The 19,924-nt window shown below is 64.3% G+C and carries 17 protein-coding genes; 14 read left to right on the top strand and 3 right to left on the bottom strand.

Going from position 1 to position 19,924, the window contains the following annotated elements; translation table 11 throughout:
• Nucleotides 1-3: 3 nt before the first annotated feature.
• From AC0L3J_RS26505 to AC0L3J_RS26475, 7 genes are all read left to right on the top strand, one after another.
• Nucleotides 4-483, top strand: coding sequence for a DUF1579 family protein (locus AC0L3J_RS26505; RefSeq protein WP_456766788.1), 480 nt, complete (start codon nucleotides 4-6; stop codon nucleotides 481-483).
• A 34-nt stretch (nucleotides 484-517) separates the two neighbouring features.
• Nucleotides 518-1,402: a succinate--CoA ligase subunit alpha gene (sucD, locus tag AC0L3J_RS26500; RefSeq protein WP_027515000.1), complete on the top strand. Its 885-nt coding sequence runs from the start codon at nucleotides 518-520 to the stop codon at nucleotides 1,400-1,402.
• A gap of 137 nt (nucleotides 1,403-1,539) precedes the next feature.
• Nucleotides 1,540-4,509, top strand: coding sequence for a 2-oxoglutarate dehydrogenase E1 component (locus AC0L3J_RS26495; protein ID WP_473348836.1), 2,970 nt, complete (start codon nucleotides 1,540-1,542; stop codon nucleotides 4,507-4,509).
• Nucleotides 4,510-4,671: 162 nt separating this feature from the next.
• A complete protein-coding gene (odhB, locus tag AC0L3J_RS26490) occupies nucleotides 4,672-5,916 on the top strand; it encodes a 2-oxoglutarate dehydrogenase complex dihydrolipoyllysine-residue succinyltransferase (RefSeq protein WP_473348835.1) in 1,245 nt (414 codons plus the stop codon).
• Nucleotides 5,917-5,968: 52 nt separating this feature from the next.
• Nucleotides 5,969-6,730: an SDR family oxidoreductase gene (locus AC0L3J_RS26485; RefSeq protein WP_473348834.1), complete on the top strand. Its 762-nt coding sequence runs from the start codon at nucleotides 5,969-5,971 to the stop codon at nucleotides 6,728-6,730.
• 56 nt (nucleotides 6,731-6,786) lie between these two features.
• Nucleotides 6,787-8,184, top strand: coding sequence for a dihydrolipoyl dehydrogenase (gene lpdA / locus AC0L3J_RS26480; protein ID WP_473251021.1), 1,398 nt, complete (start codon nucleotides 6,787-6,789; stop codon nucleotides 8,182-8,184).
• A gap of 33 nt (nucleotides 8,185-8,217) precedes the next feature.
• Nucleotides 8,218-8,748 (top strand): hypothetical protein, encoded by a 531-nt coding sequence (locus AC0L3J_RS26475; RefSeq protein WP_473348833.1) that lies wholly within the window; start codon nucleotides 8,218-8,220, stop codon nucleotides 8,746-8,748.
• Nucleotides 8,749-8,844: 96 nt separating this feature from the next.
• On the opposite strand, the gene AC0L3J_RS26470 is transcribed toward AC0L3J_RS26475, so the two are convergent.
• Nucleotides 8,845-9,435 carry a DUF4337 domain-containing protein gene (locus AC0L3J_RS26470; RefSeq protein WP_473348832.1) on the bottom strand — a complete coding sequence of 197 codons (591 nt, stop codon included), beginning with the start codon at nucleotides 9,433-9,435 and terminating at the stop codon, nucleotides 8,845-8,847.
• A gap of 117 nt (nucleotides 9,436-9,552) precedes the next feature.
• On the opposite strand from AC0L3J_RS26470, the gene AC0L3J_RS26465 reads away from it, so the two are divergent.
• Nucleotides 9,553-10,125, top strand: a complete 573-nt coding sequence (locus AC0L3J_RS26465; protein ID WP_473348830.1) for a hypothetical protein — start codon at nucleotides 9,553-9,555, stop codon at nucleotides 10,123-10,125.
• A 4-nt stretch (nucleotides 10,126-10,129) separates the two neighbouring features.
• Here the strand turns inward: AC0L3J_RS26465 and AC0L3J_RS26460 are convergent, their stop codons facing one another.
• Nucleotides 10,130-11,095: a tyrosine recombinase XerC gene (locus AC0L3J_RS26460; protein ID WP_473348829.1), complete on the bottom strand. Its 966-nt coding sequence runs from the start codon at nucleotides 11,093-11,095 to the stop codon at nucleotides 10,130-10,132.
• A 110-nt stretch (nucleotides 11,096-11,205) separates the two neighbouring features.
• Between AC0L3J_RS26460 and AC0L3J_RS26455 the strand changes: the two genes are divergently transcribed.
• A complete protein-coding gene (locus AC0L3J_RS26455) occupies nucleotides 11,206-13,416 on the top strand; it encodes a primosomal protein N' (RefSeq protein ID WP_473348828.1) in 2,211 nt (736 codons plus the stop codon).
• A gap of 108 nt (nucleotides 13,417-13,524) precedes the next feature.
• Here the strand turns inward: AC0L3J_RS26455 and AC0L3J_RS26450 are convergent, their stop codons facing one another.
• A complete protein-coding gene (locus tag AC0L3J_RS26450) occupies nucleotides 13,525-14,034 on the bottom strand; it encodes a septal ring lytic transglycosylase RlpA family protein (protein ID WP_456766779.1) in 510 nt (169 codons plus the stop codon).
• Nucleotides 14,035-14,681: 647 nt separating this feature from the next.
• Here AC0L3J_RS26450 and AC0L3J_RS26445 point away from each other — a divergent pair.
• From AC0L3J_RS26445 to AC0L3J_RS26425, 5 genes are all read left to right on the top strand, one after another.
• Complete coding sequence (locus AC0L3J_RS26445) at nucleotides 14,682-15,242, top strand: F0F1 ATP synthase subunit delta (RefSeq protein ID WP_007604340.1); 561 nt, start codon at nucleotides 14,682-14,684, stop codon at nucleotides 15,240-15,242.
• Complete coding sequence (gene atpA, locus AC0L3J_RS26440; protein WP_007598893.1) at nucleotides 15,242-16,771, top strand: F0F1 ATP synthase subunit alpha; 1,530 nt, start codon at nucleotides 15,242-15,244, stop codon at nucleotides 16,769-16,771. Before AC0L3J_RS26445 ends, atpA begins: the two co-directional genes overlap by 1 nt.
• A 153-nt stretch (nucleotides 16,772-16,924) precedes the next feature.
• On the top strand, nucleotides 16,925-17,800 hold the full coding sequence (locus AC0L3J_RS26435) for a F0F1 ATP synthase subunit gamma (protein WP_027566413.1): 876 nt from the start codon (nucleotides 16,925-16,927) through the stop codon (nucleotides 17,798-17,800).
• Nucleotides 17,801-17,852: 52 nt separating this feature from the next.
• Nucleotides 17,853-19,295 (top strand): F0F1 ATP synthase subunit beta, encoded by a 1,443-nt coding sequence (gene atpD / locus AC0L3J_RS26430; protein WP_007604346.1) that lies wholly within the window; start codon nucleotides 17,853-17,855, stop codon nucleotides 19,293-19,295.
• Between the two features lie 86 nt (nucleotides 19,296-19,381).
• Entirely contained in the window at nucleotides 19,382-19,789 is a 408-nt protein-coding gene (locus AC0L3J_RS26425) for a F0F1 ATP synthase subunit epsilon (RefSeq protein ID WP_473348827.1), read from the top strand.
• Nucleotides 19,790-19,924: the final 135 nt, after the last annotated feature.

The following is a 19,924-nucleotide window of genomic DNA, read 5'->3' as shown; positions in this document are numbered from 1 at the left end:
GCCATGACCCAGGACCATCTCGCTGCATCATCCCCGCTGCCGGAGCACGCGCGTCTTGCCGCGTTCGCCGGTGAATGGAATGGCGAAGAGGTGGTCTTTCCGTCGCGCTGGACGGAGGGCGGAACGGCGACTTCTCGCGTCGTGGCCCACATGGATCTCAACGGCTTCTATCTGATCCAGGACTCGGTCCAGACCCGCGACGGCAAGCAGAGCTTCGCCACCCACGGCATCTTCACCTTCGACCGCGAAGACCGGACCTACAAATTGTTCTGGTACGATTCGCTCGGCTACACGCCGCCCTCGCCCGCCTCCGGCGGCTGGGTCGGCAAGACCCTGACGCTGGTGCGCGGCTCGCTCCGCGGCAATGCGCGCCACGTCTATGAAATCATCAACGACGATTCCTATTCGTTGAAGATCCAGTTCTCGCCGGACGCGGAAGGCTGGGCCGACGTGCTCACCGGCGTCTACCGCCGCATCCACTGACCTCTCACTCGTTAGTTTCGCGAAAGCAGACATCATGTCCATCCTGATCGACAAGAACACCAAGGTCATCTGCCAGGGCTTTACCGGCAAGAACGGCACCTTCCATTCGGAGGCCGCGATTGCCTATGGCACCAAGATGGTCGGCGGCACTTCGCCCGGCAAAGGCGGCGCGACGCATCTGGGCCTGCCGGTGTTCGACACCGTGCGCGAGGCGCGTGAGAAGACTGGTGCCGACGCGTCGGTGATCTATGTGCCGCCGCCGGGCGCGGCCGACGCGATCTGCGAAGCCATCGACGCCGAGATCCCGCTGATCGTCTGCATCACGGAAGGTATCCCGGTCATCGACATGGTCAGGGTGAAGCGTTCGCTGGCCGGCTCCAAGTCGCGCCTGATCGGGCCGAACTGCCCGGGCGTCATGACCGCCGGCGAGTGCAAGATCGGCATCATGCCGGCCAACATCTTCAAGACCGGCAGCGTCGGCATCGTCTCGCGCTCGGGCACCCTGACCTACGAAGCCGTGTTCCAGACCACCCAGGAAGGCCTCGGCCAGACCACCGCGGTCGGCATCGGCGGCGACCCGGTCAAGGGAACCGAGTTCATCGACGTGCTGGAAATGCTGCTCGGCGACCCCAAGACCGAGTCGATCATCATGATCGGCGAAATCGGCGGTTCCGCCGAGGAGGACGCCGCCCAGTTCCTCAAGGACGAGGCCAAGCGCGGCCGCAAGAAGCCGATGGTCGGTTTCATCGCCGGTGTCACGGCCCCTCCCGGCCGCCGCATGGGCCACGCCGGCGCGATCATTTCGGGCGGCAAGGGCGACGCCGGCTCCAAGACCGACGCGATGAAATCGGCAGGAATTACAGTGTCTCCGTCTCCCGCTCGCCTTGGCCACACGCTTGCCGAAAAATTGAAGGGCTGATTCACTCCTTCGTAATTTTCCGGGCGAAGTTTCGCAGCAAATAGGGTAAATGGTGCCTGTCGCGCTGGTCCTCTGCCGGGGAGCCCAGCGCCAGCGCCGTTTGTTATGCGCGAACCGAAATCGCCAGGAACTCAAGCATGTCTCGCCAAGACGCGAACGCAGCCTTTGCCCTCTCCTCCTTTTTGCAGGGCACCAACGCCACCTACATCGACGAAATCTACGCCCGCTACGAGAGGGACCCGTCCTCGGTGGATGCCGAGTGGCAGGACTTCTTCAAGAGCCTCAACGACCAGCCGGGTGACATCAGCAAGAACGCCCAAGGCCCGTCCTGGGAGCGCGCCAACTGGCCGCTGACCCCGCAAGACGATCTGACCTCCGCGCTCGACGGCAATTGGGCGGAAGTCGAGAAGACGGTCGGAGCCAAGATCGCCGCCAAGGCGCAGGCGAAGAGCGGCGACAAGGGTGGCGGCCTCTCCTCCGCCGACCTGCTCCAGGCCACCCGCGACTCGGTCCGAGCGCTGATGCTGATCCGGTCCTATCGCATGCGCGGCCACTTCCACGCCAAGCTCGATCCGCTCGGCATCGAAGCCCAGCGCAACCGCGAAGAGCTCGATCCGCGGACCTACGGCTTCAGCGAAGCCGATTTCGACCGCAAGATCTTCCTCGACCATGTGCTCGGTCTTGAATACGCCAGCCTGCGGGAAATCACCGCGATCTGCGAGCGCACCTACTGCCAGACGCTCGGCGTCGAGTTCATGCACATCACCAACGCGGCGCAGAAGGCCTGGATTCAGGAACGCATCGAGGGGCCCGACAAGGAAATCTCCTTCACCCGCGAAGGCCGCCGCGCCATCCTGATGAAGCTGGTCGAAGCCGAAGGTTTCGAGAAATTCTGCGACACCAAATTCACCGGCACCAAGCGCTTCGGCCTGGACGGTGCTGAATCGCTGATCCCCGCGCTCGAGCAGATCATCAAGCGCGGCGGCAATCTCGGCGTGAAGGAGGTCGTGCTGGGCATGCCGCATCGCGGCCGCCTCAACGTGCTGACCCAGGTGATGGGCAAGCCGCATCGCGCGCTGTTCCACGAGTTCAAGGGCGGTTCGGCCAATCCTGATGCGGTCGAAGGCTCGGGCGACGTCAAATATCACCTCGGCGCGTCCTCGGACCGCGAGTTCGACGGCAACCGCATCCATCTGTCGCTGACCGCCAACCCCTCGCATCTCGAGATCGTCGATCCCGTCGTGCTTGGAAAAGTCCGCGCCAAGCAGGACCAGCACGGCGATCCGCCGGATATGCGCATCTCGGTGATGCCGCTGCTGATGCATGGCGACGCTGCGTTCGCCGGCCAGGGCGTGGTCGCCGAATGTTTCGGCCTGTCGGACCTGAAGGGCTACCGCACCGGCGGCTCCGTGCACTTCATCGTCAACAACCAGATCGGCTTCACCACCTATCCGCGTTATTCGCGTTCGTCGCCGTACCCGTCCGACGTGGCGAAGATGATCGACGCGCCGATCTTCCACGTCAACGGCGATGATCCGGAAGCCGTCGTGTTCGCGGCCAAGGTCGCGACCGAGTTCCGGCAGAAATTCCACAAGCCCGTCGTCATCGACATGTTCTGCTACCGCAGGCATGGCCACAACGAGGGCGACGAGCCGGCTTTCACCCAGCCGGTGATGTACAAGAAGATCGCGGCCCATCCGTCGACGCTCGAGCTCTACGCCCGCCGTCTCATCAGCGAAGGCGTGCTGACCGAGGGCGAGGTCGAGAAGGCCAAGGCGGACTGGCGCGCGCGGCTCGATGCCGAGCTCGAGGCCGGCTCCGGCTACAAGCCCAACAAGGCCGACTGGCTCGACGGCAAATGGGCCGGCTTCAAGATCGCCGATCAGGAAGAAGATGCGCGGCGTGGCGTCACCGGCGTCGACATCACCGCACTGAAGGACATCGGCCGCAAGATCACCAAGGTGCCGGATGGTTTCCGCGTCCACCGCACCATCCAGCGCTTCCTCGAAAACCGCGCCAAGGCGATCGACGGCGGCACGGGCATCGACTGGGCGACCGGCGAGGCGCTGGCGTTCTGCACGCTGCTCAACGAGAACCACCATGTCCGCCTGTCCGGACAGGATTCGGAGCGCGGTACCTTCTCGCAGCGCCACTCGGTCCTGATCGACCAGGAAGACGAGAGCCGCTACACGCCGTTCAACCATCTCGGTCACGAGCAGGGCCATTACGAGGTCATCAACTCGCTGCTGTCGGAAGAAGCCGTGCTCGGCTTCGAATACGGTTACTCGCTCGCCGAGCCGAACACGTTGACCCTGTGGGAAGCGCAGTTCGGCGACTTCGCCAACGGCGCGCAGGTCGTGTTCGACCAGTTCATCTCCTCGGGTGAGCGCAAATGGCTGCGCATGTCCGGCCTCGTCTGCCTCCTGCCGCATGGCTATGAAGGCCAGGGACCGGAGCACTCCTCGGCGCGTCTGGAGCGTTATCTCCAGATGTGCGCGGAAGACAACATGCAGGTGGTCTATCCGACCACGCCGGCGAACTACTTCCACGTGCTGCGCCGGCAGCTCCACCGCGAGATCCGCAAGCCGCTGATCGTGATGACGCCGAAGTCGCTGCTGCGTCACAAGCGGGCGGTGTCGCGTCTCGAGGAGCTCGCGAAGGGAACGACCTTCCACCGCATCCTCTATGACGACGCCCAGATGCTGCCGAGCGAAGCGATCAAGCTCGTTCCCGACGAGAAGATCCGCCGCATCGTGCTCTGCTCGGGCAAGGTCTATTACGACCTCTACGAGGAGCGCGAGAAGCGCGGCATGGACGACATCTATCTGATGCGCATCGAGCAGCTCTATCCGGTGCCGCTGAAGGCGCTGGTGGCCGAGCTGTCGCGCTTCAAGAAGGCCGAAGTGGTGTGGTGCCAGGAAGAGCCCCGCAATATGGGTGCCTGGCACTTCATCGAGCCCTATCTGGAATGGGTGCTGAACCAGGTGAACGGTGTGAGCCGGCGTCCGCGTTATGTCGGCCGCGCCGCCTCCGCCGCGACCGCGACGGGTCTGATGTCGAAGCATCAGGCGCAGTTGAAGGCGTTCCTGGACGAGGCATTGAGCTGAGAAGTTTTTTGGACGTCGTCATGCCCCGCGAAGGCGGGGCATCCAGTATTCCGCGCCGCTCGTCTTAATCACGAAAGTCACGGCGTACTGGATTGCCCGCCTTCGCGGGCAATGACGTATGAAATTCCCGACCGCATTGGCGATCTCCTTAAGGAAAAGACCATGACTGAAATTCGTGTGCCGACCCTCGGCGAATCCGTCACCGAGGCCACCATCGGCCGCTGGTTCAAGAAGGCCGGCGATGCTGTCGCCGTTGACGAGCCCTTGGTGGAGCTCGAGACCGACAAGGTCACCATTGAGGTCCCGGCGCCGTCCGCGGGCACGCTAAGCGAGATCATCGCCGCAGATGGCACGACCGTTGCGGTCGGTGCGCTGCTCGGCCAGATTACCGAAGGCGCCGCCGGCGCTGCCAAGCCGGCGCCCGCTGCGCCCGCCAAGCCCGCGGCTGCCGCTCCTGCCGTCGCTGCTGCGGCTGCTCCCGCTGCGGCGAAGGCGCCGCCGGCCGATGCGCCGCTCGCCCCGTCCGTGCGCAAGCTCTCGGCCGAGACCGGCATCGACGCCTCGACCGTTCCCGGCTCCGGCAAGGACGGCCGTGTCACCAAGGGCGACATGCTCGCCGCGATCGAGCGTGCGGCCTCGGCGCCGACCCCGGTCAACCAGCCGGCCGCAGCGGTTCAGGTCCGCGCACCCTCGCCGGCCGATGACGCCGCCCGCGAAGAGCGCGTCAAGATGACCCGGCTGCGCCAGACCATCGCGCGCCGCCTCAAGGACGTGCAGAACACCGCCGCGATGCTCACGACCTTCAACGAGGTCGACATGACCAACGTCATGGCGCTGCGTGCGCACTACAAGGATGCGTTCGAGAAGAAGCACGGCAGCAAGCTCGGCTTCATGGGCTTCTTCACCAAGGCCGTCGTGCAGGGGCTGAAGGACATCCCGGCCGTCAACGCGGAGATCGACGGCACCGACCTGATCTACAAGAACTACTATCACATCGGCGTCGCCGTCGGCACCGACAAGGGCCTTGTCGTGCCCGTGGTGCGCGACTGCGACAACAAGTCGATCGCGGACATCGAGAAGGGCATCGCCGATTTCGGCCGCCGCGCCCGCGATGGCCAGCTCAAGATCGACGAGATGCAGGGCGGCACCTTCACCATCACCAATGGCGGCATCTACGGCTCGCTGATGTCGACCCCGATCCTGAACGCGCCGCAGTCCGGCATCCTCGGCATGCACAAGATCCAGGAGCGGCCGATGGTCGTCGGCGGCAAGATCGAGGTCCGCCCGATGATGTATCTGGCGCTGTCCTACGATCACCGCGTCATCGACGGCAAGGAAGCCGTGACCTTCCTGGTTCGCGTCAAGGAAAGCCTGGAAGATCCCGCGCGCCTGGTGCTCGATCTCTGATCCCTGATGCTCTGCGAGCGCCGTCGCCTTTCGCGACGGCGCGTGTCGAACCATGGAGGCACGCGTGACCGATAAAGTCGTTGTCATCACCGGCGGCAGCCGCGGTATTGGCCGCGCGACTGCGATCGCGGCGGCCGCTCGCGGCTTCCGAATCGTCGTCGGCTATGCCAGCAACAAGACGGCCGCCGATGAGGTGGTCGCGGAGATCGCGGCCAGCAACGGCAAGGCCATCGCGGTGAAATGCGACGTCGCCGAGGAAAGCGACATCCTTGCGCTGTTCAAGGCCGCGGACGCGTTCGGCACGCTCGGCGCGCTCGTCAACAATGGCGGTATCGTCGGGACCAGCGGCGTGCGCGTCGACGAGATGTCGGCCGAGCGCATCCAGCGCGTGATGGCGGTCAACGTCACCGGCTCCATTCTCTGCGCGCGCGAAGCGGTGAAGCGGATGTCGACCAAGCATGGGGGCCAGGGCGGCGTCATCGTCAATCTGTCATCGGTTGCCGCCAAGCTCGGCGCGCCGAACACCTATGTCGATTATGCCGCGTCCAAGGGCGCGATCGATTCCTTCACCGTCGGCCTCGGCTATGAGGTTGCCGGCGAGGGCATTCGCGTCGCGGGCATCCGGCCCGGCCTGATCGACACCGAAATCCACGCTGCCGGCGGTGAGCCCGACCGCGCCCATCGTCTGGCCCATATGGTGCCGATGAAGCGCGTCGGTACTGCCGATGAAGTCGCCAATGCCATCGTCTGGCTGATGTCGGACGATGCCTCCTACGTCACCTCAGCCATTCTCGATGTGTCCGGCGGACGCTGACGCGCTGCGCGGACGCTGACACATCCCTCAACGCTAAACTTACGGGACTTTCTCTCATGGCATACGATCTCGTCGTCATCGGCACCGGACCGGGCGGTTATGTCTGCGCGGTACGTGCAGCGCAGCTCGGCATGAAAGTCGCCGTGGTGGAAAAGAACGCAACGCTCGGCGGTACCTGCCTCAATGTCGGCTGCATGCCGTCGAAGGCGCTGCTGCACGCCTCCGAAATGTTCGAGGAGGCCGGGCATTCCTTCGCCAAGATGGGCGTCAGCGTCTCCGCGCCGAAGCTCGATTTGCCTGCGATGATGAACTTCAAGCAGCAGGGCATCGACGGCAACGTCAAGGGCGTCGAGTTCCTGATGAAGAAGAACAAGATCGACGTGCTCAAGGGCGCCGGCAAGATCCTCGGCACCGGCAAGGTCGAAGTCTCCGCCGACGGCAAGTCGCAGGTGATCGAAACCAAGAGCATCGTGATCGCTACCGGCTCGGATATCGCGCGCCTCAAGGGCATCGAGATCGACGAAACGCGCATCGTGTCGTCGACCGGCGCGCTGTCGCTGGACAAGGTCCCCGGCAAGCTGCTGATCGTCGGCGCCGGCGTGATCGGCCTCGAGCTCGGCTCGGTCTGGCACCGTCTCGGCGCCGAAGTGGTCGTCGTCGAATTCCTCGACCGCATCCTGCCCGGCATGGACGGCGAGATCGCCAAGCAATTCCAGCGCATCCTGGAGAAGCAGGGCTTTGCCTTCAAGCTGGGTGCCAAGGTCACGGGTGTGGACACCTCCGGCAAGACGCTGAAGGCGACGGTCGAGCCCGCCGCCGGCGGCGCTGCCGAGACGCTGGAAGCCGACGTCGTTCTCGTCTGTATCGGCCGTGTGCCGTACACGGATGGGCTGGGCCTGAAGGAAGCCGGCGTTGCGCTCGACAATCGCGGCCGCGTGCAGATCGATCCGCACTTCGCCACCAGTGTGAAGGGCGTCTATGCCATCGGCGACGTCGTCGCGGGCCCGATGCTCGCGCACAAGGCCGAGGATGAAGGCGTCGCTGTTGCCGAGATCATCGCCGGGCAGGCCGGCCACGTGAATTACGATGTTATCCCAGGCGTCGTGTATACCACGCCGGAAGTATCCTCCGTCGGCAAGACCGAGGAAGAGCTGAAGCAGGCGGGTGTGGCTTATACGGTCGGAAAGTTTCCCTTTACCGCCAACGGCCGTTCCAAGGTCAATCAGACCACTGACGGCTTTGTGAAGATTCTCGCAGATGCGAAGACCGATCGCGTGCTCGGCGTGCACATTATCGGCCGCGAAGCCGGCGAAATGATCCATGAGGCGTGCGTTCTCATGGAATTCGGCGGCAGTGCGGAGGATCTCGCGCGCACCTGCCACGCCCACCCGACCCGCTCGGAGGCCGTCAAGGAAGCCGCGCTTGCAGTCGGCAAGCGGGCCATCCATATGTAGGTCGCGCCCAGCGCCGAATCGGGCGGGAAACACATGCTACGCCGCCTGCTTCAACCGCTCTGGGTCCTGCTTGCGATCATCTTCCTGATCGAAGCCTGGCTGTGGGACCATCTCGAACCAATCGTCGCGCGGGTTGTCGCAATCGTCCCGCTCGCCCGGTTCAAGCAATGGCTGTCGGACCGCGTCGATGCGCTGTCGCCGGCGATGACGCTGATCGTGTTCGCTGTGCCGATCGTCCCGCTGTTTCCGCTCAAGCTGGTCGGCCTGTGGCTGCTCACGCACGAATACTGGACCAGCGCGGTCTTCACCATCGTGTTCGCAAAGCTGCTCGGGGTCGGCGTCACCGCCTTCGTGTTCGATGTGACGCGCGACAAGCTGATGGAGATGGCCTGGTTCGAGCGGCTCTATGATCTGGTGCTGAAGCTGCGTGCCAAGGCCGCCGAGCTGGTCGATCCGATCAAGCGGCGCATCAGGGAGCTGATCGCCGGCAACGGCGAAGGCTGGTCCTCCCGCACGCTTCGCCTGATCCAGCGCTTTCGCAAGAGCGTGCACGAAGCGCGGTGAGCGTCGCGTAGCCCGGATGAGCAAAGCGATATCCGGGATTCCTTATTGTGGCTCCCCGCATGTCGCTGCGCTCATGCGGGCTACGAGCTCAACGCCTCAATGCAGATGCAGCAGATGCGGCGACCATGCGCCGAGCACGGTCATCCCAAGTCCGGCAAGCGACAGCAGGCCCGCGATCCAGGCGAGCGGCAGCATGCCGGTGATGATGGTGGCCGAGGCGAGAACGATGCCGATCTGGAAGGCGGCGGACGCCAGCTCGAAGTGATGATATTTCGCGGTCGCCTCGTCACGCTCATGCTCGGCGTGCTTGGCCTTTTCGGCCAGCTGCTCAGTGCCTTCGCCGGTCTCCGGCTCGGAGCGGTAGCGCTGCGCGGTCTTCTGCCAGTCCTCGATCTGCTTCTGCACGGCCATCTTGTTGGCCTCGTCGTTGGCCGCGCCGAGGATGAGCTTGCCCTGGTCGGCCATGGTCTGCACCACGGTGCGGCGGATGCTCTTGGCCTGGAAGAAGGCCCAGAGGTTGGAGGCCTCGACGTTCTTGCTGATCGATTCGGTCTGGGCGCCCTTGCCGAGCGTCTCGGAGATCGCCAGGAACAGCGCCAGGACGGCGATCAGGAGCGCGATCTTCTTGTTCGAGCCGGACGCGTGTTCGGCGTGCTCGGCATGCTCCATGCTTTCATGTGCACTCATAAATCCCTCCTGCCTGTTTACCAACGATTGACCGAACTGCGCGACGGGCGCAAGTGGCAAGCCGCGATGGCCGTTGCAATTAAGGGTTTCGCTTCCGGGCTGATCTAGTCCTGTCCCATGACCACAGCGGAATTCATCGCAGCCTGCGTCTGGCCTTCCATCCTCGCCTCCGCGTTTGCGTTACTGAAGGCCCGCAACACCGCGGCCTTTCCGTTCGTCGGCAAGATTGTTCTCGCGCTTGGCCTGATCTACATCGGCCTGTTGCGGTTTTATGACAAGAGCTCGATCATCGCAGTCAACGACGTCCATATCGGCCTCGTTGTTCTGGGCCTGATTATCGTCGGCTCGCAGCTGCGACAACCTCCGCTGTACGGCTCATGGCGCGACAAGGCGAAGGCGTTCGCCTCGATGATCCTGATCGTGCTGCTCGGCAGCGGTCTTGCATGGTATGCCGGACGAATGCTGTTTCTCGATCACCTGACGTCCCGCCTTGTGATCGAAGGCCGTGTCGATCGTGCGTGGAGGTCAGGTAACCGTCGCAAGGCGGACTATCTCGTTCGCATCGCGGGCCAACCGGTGAAGGTCACCGCGCCGCTGTACGAGCGGCTGGAGACGTTCAGGCCGATGGTCCGCGTCGAGGTCGGGCGCGGCTCGAACTACGTTTACGATATCGAGTATCTCGCCAACTGAGCCGCTAGCGACGCGGATGTGCGCTGGCATAGACTTCCAGCAGCCGCTCGGCATCGATGCCGGTATAGATCTGCGTGGTCGAGAGCGAGGCATGGCCGAGCAATTCCTGGATCGCGCGCAAATCGCCGCCGCGCGACAACAGATGCGTGGCGAAAGAATGCCGGAGCGCGTGCGGCGTGGCGCTGTCGGGCAGGCCGAGCGCGCCACGCAGCCGCTCCATCGCGAGCTGGATGATGCGCGGGCTCAAGGGCCCGCCGCGTGCGCCGACGAAGATCGGGCCTTCGGCCGGCAGCGGATACGGGCACATCGAAACGTATTCCTGCACCAGTTCGAGCACGTTCTGGAGCACCGGCACCATGCGGGTCTTGTTGCCTTTGCCGGTTACGATCAGCACGTCGCCTTCGCCGGGACGCGGCACCTCGCGGCGCGTCAGCCCCAGCGCTTCGGAGATGCGCAGGCCCGAGCCGTAGAGGAGAGCCATCACCGCGGCATCGCGCGCCAGAATCCAGGTCTCGCGATCCTCGCCGGCGCGTTCGTTGGCATCCGCAAGACGTTTGGCCGACGCCATCGGCAGCGGCTTTGGCAGGCTCTTGGCGACTTTCGGCGCGCGGATCGCCGAGAGCGCCCCGACCTTGCCCTTGCCTTCACGCTCAAGGAAGCGGCCGAACGAGCGCAGGCCCGCGAGTGCGCGCATCAGCGAGCGGCCGGCAATATCGTCGGCGCGGCGCATCGCCATGAAGGCCCTGACATCGGTGGCCTCCAGCGCGGCGAACCGCTTCAGCGTCACCCGCTCGCCCCAATGGCCGCAGAGGAAATTCAGGCACTGCCGCAAATCGCGGGCATAGGCTTCCAGCGTCTTCGGCGACAGCCGCCGCTCCGCGCCGAGATGCGACAGCCAGCGCGTCATCTCCTGCGCGATGTCAGGATCGGCGCTGGCGAGCTCGATCTGTGGGGCGGCGGCTTTGCTCATGCGCTCTGGACGTGGTGATTCCACTCAGTATATCGCATCACACTCGTTTATCGTTCGCTAAGGCCGCCTCAGGGCGCTAGCCTTGAAGCCCCGGGTTCCGATTCCCCTCCATGGACCACACGTCGCGCAGCAACGCCGTCTCCGCCAACGCGACCCGCATGGTCGACGTGCTGGTGCCGGTCGCGCTCGACCAGACCTATTCCTACAAGGTGCCGCGCGGGATGGAGCTGAAGGCGGGCGATATTATCGGCGTGCCGCTCGGCCCGCGCGAGGTGCTCGCCGTGGTCTGGGCCGAAAACGCCAATCCGGATCCGCGCCTGCACAACCGCCTCAAGGAGGTCAGCGAAAAGCTCGACATCCCGCCGTTGAAGCCCGAGTTGCGTGCGGTCGTGGATTGGATCGCCAATTACACGCTGAGCCCGCGCGGCATGGTGCTGCGCATGTGCCTGCGGATGGGTGAGAACCTCGGCCCCGAGCGGGTGCGCGCCGGCGTGCGCCTGGTCGGCGATCCCCCGCGGCGGCTGACGCCGGCGCGGCAGCGCCTGATCGAGGTGCTGTCGGACCGGCTGCTGCACGGCAAGTCGGAAGCCGCCAAGGAGGCCGGCGTTTCGGCCGGCGTGATCGACGGCCTCGTCGACGAAGGCACGCTCGCGGTCGAGCCGATGCCGCCGGCTCCGCCGCCGCCGGCCCCGGATCCGGATTTCAGCCGGCCGGATTTTTCGCCGCTCCAGCGCGCCGGGGTCGATGCGATGCGCGCGCTCGCGGCCAACGGCAGCTTTCACGTCGCGCTGCTTGATGGCGTCACCGGCTCGGGCAAGACCGAGGTTTATTTCGAAGCCGTGGCCGAGGCGATCCGCCGCGGAAAACAGTCGCTGATCCTGATGCCGGAGATCGCGCTCACCGGCCAGTTCCTCGATCGCTTCGCGCAGCGGTTCGGCGTGCGCCCTCTGGAATGGCATTCCGAGCTGACGCCGCGCACCCGGGCGCGCAACTGGGCGGCGATCTCCGAGGGCAGCGCGCCGGTCGTGGTCGGCGCGCGCTCGGCGCTGTTTCTGCCTTACGCCAATCTCGGCCTCATCGTGGTCGATGAAGAGCACGACCAGGCCTACAAGCAGGACGAGGGCGTGCATTATCACGCCCGCGACATGGCGGTGGTGCGCGCGCATATCGCAAAGGTCCCGATCGTGCTGGCGTCGGCGACGCCGTCGGTCGAGTCCGAGGTCAATGCGCGCAAGAACCGCTATCAGCGCATCGCGCTGCCGTCGCGCTTCGGCGGCCAGCACATGCCGCATATCGAGGCCATCGACATGCGGCGCGAGCCGCCCGCGCGCGGCCGCTTCATCTCGCCGCGGCTGGCGTCCGAGATCAGGACCGCGATCGAGCGGCGCGAGCAGGCGCTCTTGTTTCTCAATCGCCGCGGCTATGCGCCGTTGACGCTGTGCCGCGCCTGCGGCCATCGCTTCGCCTGCACCATCTGCGATGCCTGGCTTGTCGATCACCGCTTCCGCCAGCGCCTCGTCTGTCACCATTGCGGTTTCTCGATGCCGCGCCCGCAAACCTGCCCGCATTGCGCGGCGGAGGAATCGCTGGTCGCGGTCGGGCCCGGCGTGGAGCGCCTGCAGGAAGAGGCGGCCGCGCTGTTCCCGGAAGCGCGCACCATGGTGCTGTCGAGCGATCTCATCACCTCGATCGAGACGATGCGCTCGGAACTCAATGATATTGCGGAGGGCCGCGTCGACGTCATCATCGGCACCCAGCTCGTTGCCAAGGGCCACAATTTCCCGCGGCTCAACCTGGTCGGTGTGGTCGATGCGGATCTCGGCCTGTCCAATGGCGATCCGCGCGCCTCCGAGCGCACCTGGCAATTGCTCAACCAGGTGATCGGCCGCGCCGGGCGCGAGCAGGGCCGCGGCGTCGGCTATCTCCAGACCCACCAGCCCGATCATCCCGTGATGAAGGCACTGATCGCCTGCGACCGCGAAGCCTTCTACGACAGCGAGATCGATTTGCGCGAACGCACGCTCTATCCGCCGTTCGGGCGGCTCGCGAGCCTGATCATTTCCGCCGGCGACCGGCCGAGCGCCGAAGGCTTTGGCCGCCACCTCGTTGCGCTCGCGCCGCGCGACGAGCGCGTGGTGGTGCTCGGCCCCGCGGAAGCCCCGCTCGCGGTCATCAAGGGCCGCTACCGGTTTCGCATCCTGGTGAAATCCGCACGCGGCTTCGACCTGTCGGATTATCTGCGCAACTGGCTTGCCGTCTGCCCGAAGCCGAAGGGCAATCAAAAGCTCGAAGTCGACGTCGATCCGCAGAGCTTTTTGTAGGCCACCGCTCTCTCCCCGTCATTGCGCTCCTCGCAATGACGGCGGAGGAACAAACAAAAAAGCCCGCCGTCCCCCAAGACGGCGGGCTTGTTTCACGCGTCGCGCGTCTTAGGAGACGACTTCCGCGGTGACGCGGCCGACGCCGGCGCCGGTGAGGCCGATGGCGCGGGCAGCGCCCGTGGAGAGGTCGAGGACACGGCCGCGAATGAACGGGCCACGGTCGTTGATGGTGACAATGACGCTCGAGCCGCCATGGGTGACCCGCAGCTTGGTGCCGAACGGCAACGAGCGGTGCGCCGCGGTCATGGCGTTCTGGTTGAAGCGCTGGCCCGAGGCGGTCCTGCTGCCGGACTCGTTGCCGTAAAAGGAAGCCATGCCGGAGAAGGAACGTCCGGTGCCCTGCGACGGCGTCATCGACGCGTTGGCGTTACGCCAATCGGAGGTCGTGTTGGCATCGTTCTGGGCCTGGTGGCGGTGATGATGGTGGGAATACCGATGGTGATGGCGGGATTTGGCGGAAGCTTCGGTGGCAGTTCCACCGATGAGAAGAGTTGCGGCAACAAAGGCGATCGCCGTACGCGGCCGGGTCACAGAGCCCAGCGTCTTCAAACAAAGCATATATTGGTCCCTAAGCTAGTATTGCCACATATGTGGCAAGTGGAGCCCCCGTAAGTTTGCGAGCGGGACCGCGTTTCGATTCCTAATGAGGCGTGAATTGGGCAGTAAATCCGTTCTGTGTCTTCATGTAATATCTTGTTACCGACGGGGATATTCGGCCGATATTCCGTAATCTTGGATTTTAACGATTCATTAACCTCTATATTACTTACGAATACTGTAAAACGAAGTCATCGCTTCCCGCATTTAGAATTGGGTAAGTATTCGGCGAGTGAAGCGGATGCGCCCGGAATCACGCCTCAGCGATCCGTGTTCATGGCCGCTATGCGCTGAGGGCAGGAACCAATGGCTCGGCGTCGGCTCAAGGGCGGGCTTAAGCGCTGTGGCAATTCCGCGGCGTGGCAGGTCGTCATCGCGTCGTCGTGGACTGCGACGAACTGGCGACAGAACGTCATGCCTTTAATTTGGCGTCATGTTGCACGTGCGCGCCTGCTATGTTAGCAAAGCCGCGATTTTAACGAGCCCGGCACTTCCGTGCGGGGTCGAAAATCGAAGTCCCGCTTGAATTCCAAGGGCTTGGATCGCTAGGCGCCGCTTTGTGGCGACGGTTTTTCCCTTGCGAGTTTGACAGCAAAAAGAGCACGTCTGTGGCTGCAGAAGATACGTCCGTTTCCGGTGTGTCGGGCCGTTATGCAACGGCCTTGTTTGAACTGGCCCGCGACCAGAAAGTGGTCGACGAGGTCAAAGCCGATCTCGAGAAATTCGAGGGCATGCTGAACGAAAGCGCCGATCTGAAGCGCCTCGTCCGCAGCCCGGTTTTCGCGGCCGATGCCCAGTCCAGGGCCCTCTCGGCCGTGTTGGACAAGGCGGGCATCGCCGGTATCTCCGCCAATTTCCTGAAAGTGCTGACCGCCAACCGCCGCCTGTTCGCGGTGGCTGACGTCATCCGCGCCTATCGCGCCCTGGTCGCCAGGTTCAAGGGCGAGGCGACGGCCGACGTCACCGTGGCGGAGGCGCTCTCGGACAAGAATCTCGACGCCCTCAAGGTTGCCCTGAAGTCGGTGACCGGCAAGGACGTCGCGCTCAACGTGAAGGTCGATCCCTCGATCATCGGTGGCCTCGTGGTCAAGCTTGGCAGCCGGATGATCGATAGCTCGCTTCGCACCAAACTCAATTCGATCAAGCACGCGATGAAAGAGGCAGGCTGATGGACATCCGCGCCGCGGAAATTTCCGCGATCCTCAAGGACCAGATCAAGAATTTCGGCCAGGAAGCTGAAGTCTCCGAAGTCGGACAGGTGCTGTCCGTCGGCGACGGTATCGCCCGCGTTTACGGTCTGGATAACGTCCAGGCCGGTGAAATGGTCGAGTTCGAGAACGGCACCCGCGGCATGGCGCTGAACCTCGAAACCGACAACGTCGGTATCGTCATTTTCGGCGCCGACCGCGAGATCAAGGAAGGTCAGACCGTCAAGCGCACCCGCGCCATCGTGGACGCGCCGGTCGGCAAGGGCCTGCTCGGCCGCGTCGTCGACGCGCTCGGCAATCCCATCGACGGCAAGGGCCCGATCCAGGCCGACAAGCGCATGCGCGTCGACGTCAAGGCGCCCGGCATCATTCCGCGCAAATCGGTGAACGAGCCGATGGCGACCGGCCTCAAGGCGATCGACGCCCTGATCCCGATCGGCCGCGGCCAGCGCGAGCTGATCATCGGTGACCGTCAGACCGGCAAGACCGCGATCGCGCTCGACACCATCCTCAACCAGAAGCCGCTCAACGCGCAGCCGGACGAGAACATCAAGCTGTATTGCGTCTACGTCGCGATCGGCCAGAAGCGCTCGACCGTTGCCCAGTTCGTGAAGGTGCTGGAAGAGCAGGGCGCGCTCGAATATTCGATCATCGTCGCCGCCACCGCGTCCGATCCGGCGCCGATGCAGTACATCGCGCCGTTCACCGGCTGCACCATGGGCGAGTACTTCCGCGACAACGGCATGCACGCCGTCATCATCTATGACGATTTGTCCAAGCAGGCCGTCGCCTACCGCCAGATGTCGCTCCTGCTGCGCCGCCCGCCGGGCCGCGAAGCCTATCCGGGCGACGTGTTCTATCTGCATTCCCGCCTGCTCGAACGTGCGGCGAAGCTGAACAAGGACCAGGGCTCGGGCTCGCTGACGGCGCTGCCGGTCATCGAAACCCAGGCCAACGACGTGTCGGCCTACATTCCGACCAACGTCATCTCGATCACCGACGGCCAGATCTTCCTCGAAACCGACCTGTTCTTCCAGGGCATCCGCCCCGCGGTGAACGTCGGTCTGTCGGTGTCGCGCGTCGGCTCCTCGGCGCAGACCAAGGCCACCAAGAAGGTCGCCGGCAAGATCAAGGGCGAGCTGGCGCAGTACCGCGAAATGGCGGCGTTCGCGCAGTTCGGCTCCGACCTCGACGCCTCGACCCAGCGTCTGCTCAACCGCGGCTCGCGTCTCACCGAGCTCCTGAAGCAGCCGCAATTCGCGCCGCTGAAGATGGAAGAGCAGGTCTGCGTGATCTGGGCCGGCACCAACGGCTATCTCGATCCGCTTCCGGTCAACAAGGTGCGCGCGTTCGAGGACGGTCTGTTGTCGCTGCTGCGCGGCAAGAACGTCGATATCCTCAACGCGATCCGCGACAGCCGCGATCTCTCCGACGACAGTGCCGCCAAGCTGAAGTCGGTGGTCGAAGGTTTCGCCAAGAGCTTCGCATAAGAGAACGGTCGCAAGGCCGGGCTTCATGTCCCGGCCTTCCGTGCCTCACTGCATGGAAACGAAGACGTGGATGCCCGGGACACGCCCGGGCATGACGACTGGGATAGGCTAGCGGCTTGATCCAAGCGATCGAACCGCCGGGGTGTACGAAGAATGGCGTCACTTAAAGACATGCGCGTCCGCATCGCCTCCACCAAGGCGACGCAGAAGATCACCAAGGCCATGCAGATGGTCGCGGCGTCCCGATTGCGCCGCGCCCAGCAAGCGGCCGAGGCGGCGCGGCCCTATGCCGACAAGATGAGCGCGGTGATCTCCAACATCGCCAGCGCTGCCGCCGGTTCGCCCGGCGCGCCGGTGCTGCTGGCCGGCACCGGCAAGGACCAGGTTCACCTGCTGCTGGTCTGCACCGGCGAGCGCGGCCTGTCCGGCGCCTTCAACTCCTCGATCGTGCGCCTCGCGCGCGAGCGCGCCCAGGCGCTGATGGCGCAGGGCAAGGAAGTCAAATTCTTCTGCGTCGGCCGCAAGGGCTACGAGCAGCTCCGCCGCCTGTACGACAAGCAGATCGTCGAGCATCTCGACCTGCGCGGCGTTCGTCAGCTCGGCTTCGTCAACGCCGAGGACATCGCAAAGAAGGTTCTGGCCCGCTTCGACAACGGCGAATTCGACGTCTGCACGCTGTTCTACGCGCAGTTCAAGTCGGTGATCGCCCAGGTCCCGACCGCGCAGCAGATCATTCCGCTGACCGTGGAAGAAAAGGCGGCGAACGCGCCGTCGACGTCTTACGACTACGAGCCGGAGGAAGACGAACTCCTCTCCGGCCTGTTGCCGCGGAACATCGCGGTGCAGATCTTCCGCGCGCTGCTGGAAAACAACGCCTCGTTCTACGGCGCCCAGATGAGCTCGATGGACAACGCCACCCGCAATGCCGGCGAAATGATCCGCAAGCAAACCCAGATCTACAACCGAACCCGTCAAGCCCAGATCACCAAGGAGCTGATCGAGATCATCTCCGGCGCCGAGGCGGTCTGACGCACGAACCAAACGACGGTCGTTCAAGTAAAGAATTTCGAAGGAGAGCTTCATGGCTACAGCAGCTACCCAGGTCGGTCGTGTCACCCAGGTCATGGGCGCCGTCGTCGACGTTCAGTTCGAAGGCCATCTGCCGGCCATTCTGAATTCGTTGGAAACCAAGAACGGCAACATCCGCCTCGTGCTGGAAGTTGCGCAGCATCTCGGTGAGTCCACCGTGCGCACGATCGCGATGGACGTGACCGAAGGTCTGGTCCGCGGCCAGGAAGTGACCGACACCGGTCAGCCGATCTCGGTTCCGGTCGGCGCGGGCACGCTCGGGCGCATCATGAACGTGATCGGCGAGCCGATCGACGAAGCCGGCCCGATCCAGTCCGAAGGCAAGCGCGCCATCCACCAGGAAGCGCCGAGCTACACCGACCAGTCGACCGAAGCTGAAATTCTCGTCACCGGCATCAAGGTCGTCGACTTGCTCGCGCCCTACGCCAAGGGCGGCAAGATCGGCCTGTTCGGCGGCGCCGGCGTCGGCAAGACCGTGCTGATCCAGGAGCTGATCAACAACGTCGCGAAGGCGCACGGTGGTTATTCCGTGTTCGCCGGCGTCGGCGAGCGTACCCGCGAGGGCAACGACCTCTATCACGAGTTCATCGAGTCCAAGGTCAACGCCGATCCGCACAATCCGGATCCGAGCGTCAAGTCGAAGTGCGCGCTGGTGTTTGGTCAGATGAACGAGCCGCCCGGCGCCCGCGCCCGCGTCGGCCTCACCGGTCTGACCGTCGCCGAGCACTTCCGTGACCAGGGTCAGGACGTGCTGTTCTTCGTCGACAACATCTTCCGCTTCACCCAGGCCGGTTCTGAAGTGTCGGCGCTGCTCGGTCGTATCCCGAGCGCCGTGGGTTATCAACCGACGCTCGCCACCGACATGGGCGCGCTGCAGGAGCGCATCACCACCACGCAGAAGGGTTCGATCACCTCGGTGCAGGCCATTTACGTTCCGGCCGACGACTTGACCGACCCGGCGCCCGCGACCTCGTTCGCGCATTTGGACGCCACCACGGTGTTGAACCGCGCGATCTCGGAAAAGGGCATCTACCCGGCGGTGGACCCGCTCGACTCGACCTCGCGCATGCTCTCGCCGCTCGTCGTCGGCCAGGAGCATTACGACACCGCGCGTCAGGTCCAGCAGGTGCTGCAGCGCTACAAGTCGCTGCAGGACATCATCGCCATTCTCGGCATGGACGAGCTTTCGGAAGAGGACAAGCTGACGGTGGCTCGCGCCCGCAAGATCGAGCGCTTCCTGTCGCAGCCGTTCCACGTCGCCGAAATCTTCACCGGCTCGCCCGGCAAGTTCGTCGACCTCGCGGACACCATCAAGGGTTTCCGCGGCCTCTGCGAAGGCAAGTATGACCACCTGCCGGAAGCCGCCTTCTACATGGTCGGCACCATCGAAGAGGCGATCGAGAAGGGCAAGAAGCTGGCGGCCGAGGCGGCCTAAGCTGCGAAGGGCGAGCAGGGAGTAGCGAACAATCGCGCTGCTCCCGCCCCATTCGCAATTCGCTACTCACCATTCGCAGGTTTCCAATGGCCACCTTCCACTTCGATCTCGTCTCGCCGGAAAAGCTCGCCTTCTCGGGCGAAGTCGATCAGGTCGATATCCCCGGCGTCGAGGGTGACTTCGGCGTGCTGGCGGGACATGCGCCGGTCGTGGCCGCGATCCGGCCCGGCATTCTCACCGTGACCACCGGCGGCAAGCACGAGAAGATCATCGTGCTCGGCGGCATCGCCGAAGTTTCCGACAAGGGCCTGACCGTGCTCGCCGACGTCGCGACCTCGCTGGCCGAGCTCGACCGCGCCCAGTTCGCCGCGACCGTCTCGGAGATGGAAGAGGGATTGAAGGAGCACGAAGGCAACGAGCTCGATCAAGCCATCGCGCGGCTCGACCACTTCAAGAGCATCCAGCAGCAGCTCAGCAGCACGGCGATGCACTAAGCCCCGGTGCACCGCGCCGGGGCTCAAGCTAAAAATTCCTGAATAAGTTCAGCGCTCGTCACGGAAGTGGCGGGCGCTGAAACTTTGTTGCACGGCGCCGCCGATAGCGCCATTCTGTGCCCGCGAACTTTGTTC

This window comes from Bradyrhizobium sp. Kon37 (assembly GCF_055807535.1).
This window is presented reverse-complemented; position numbering and strand designations above follow the sequence as displayed.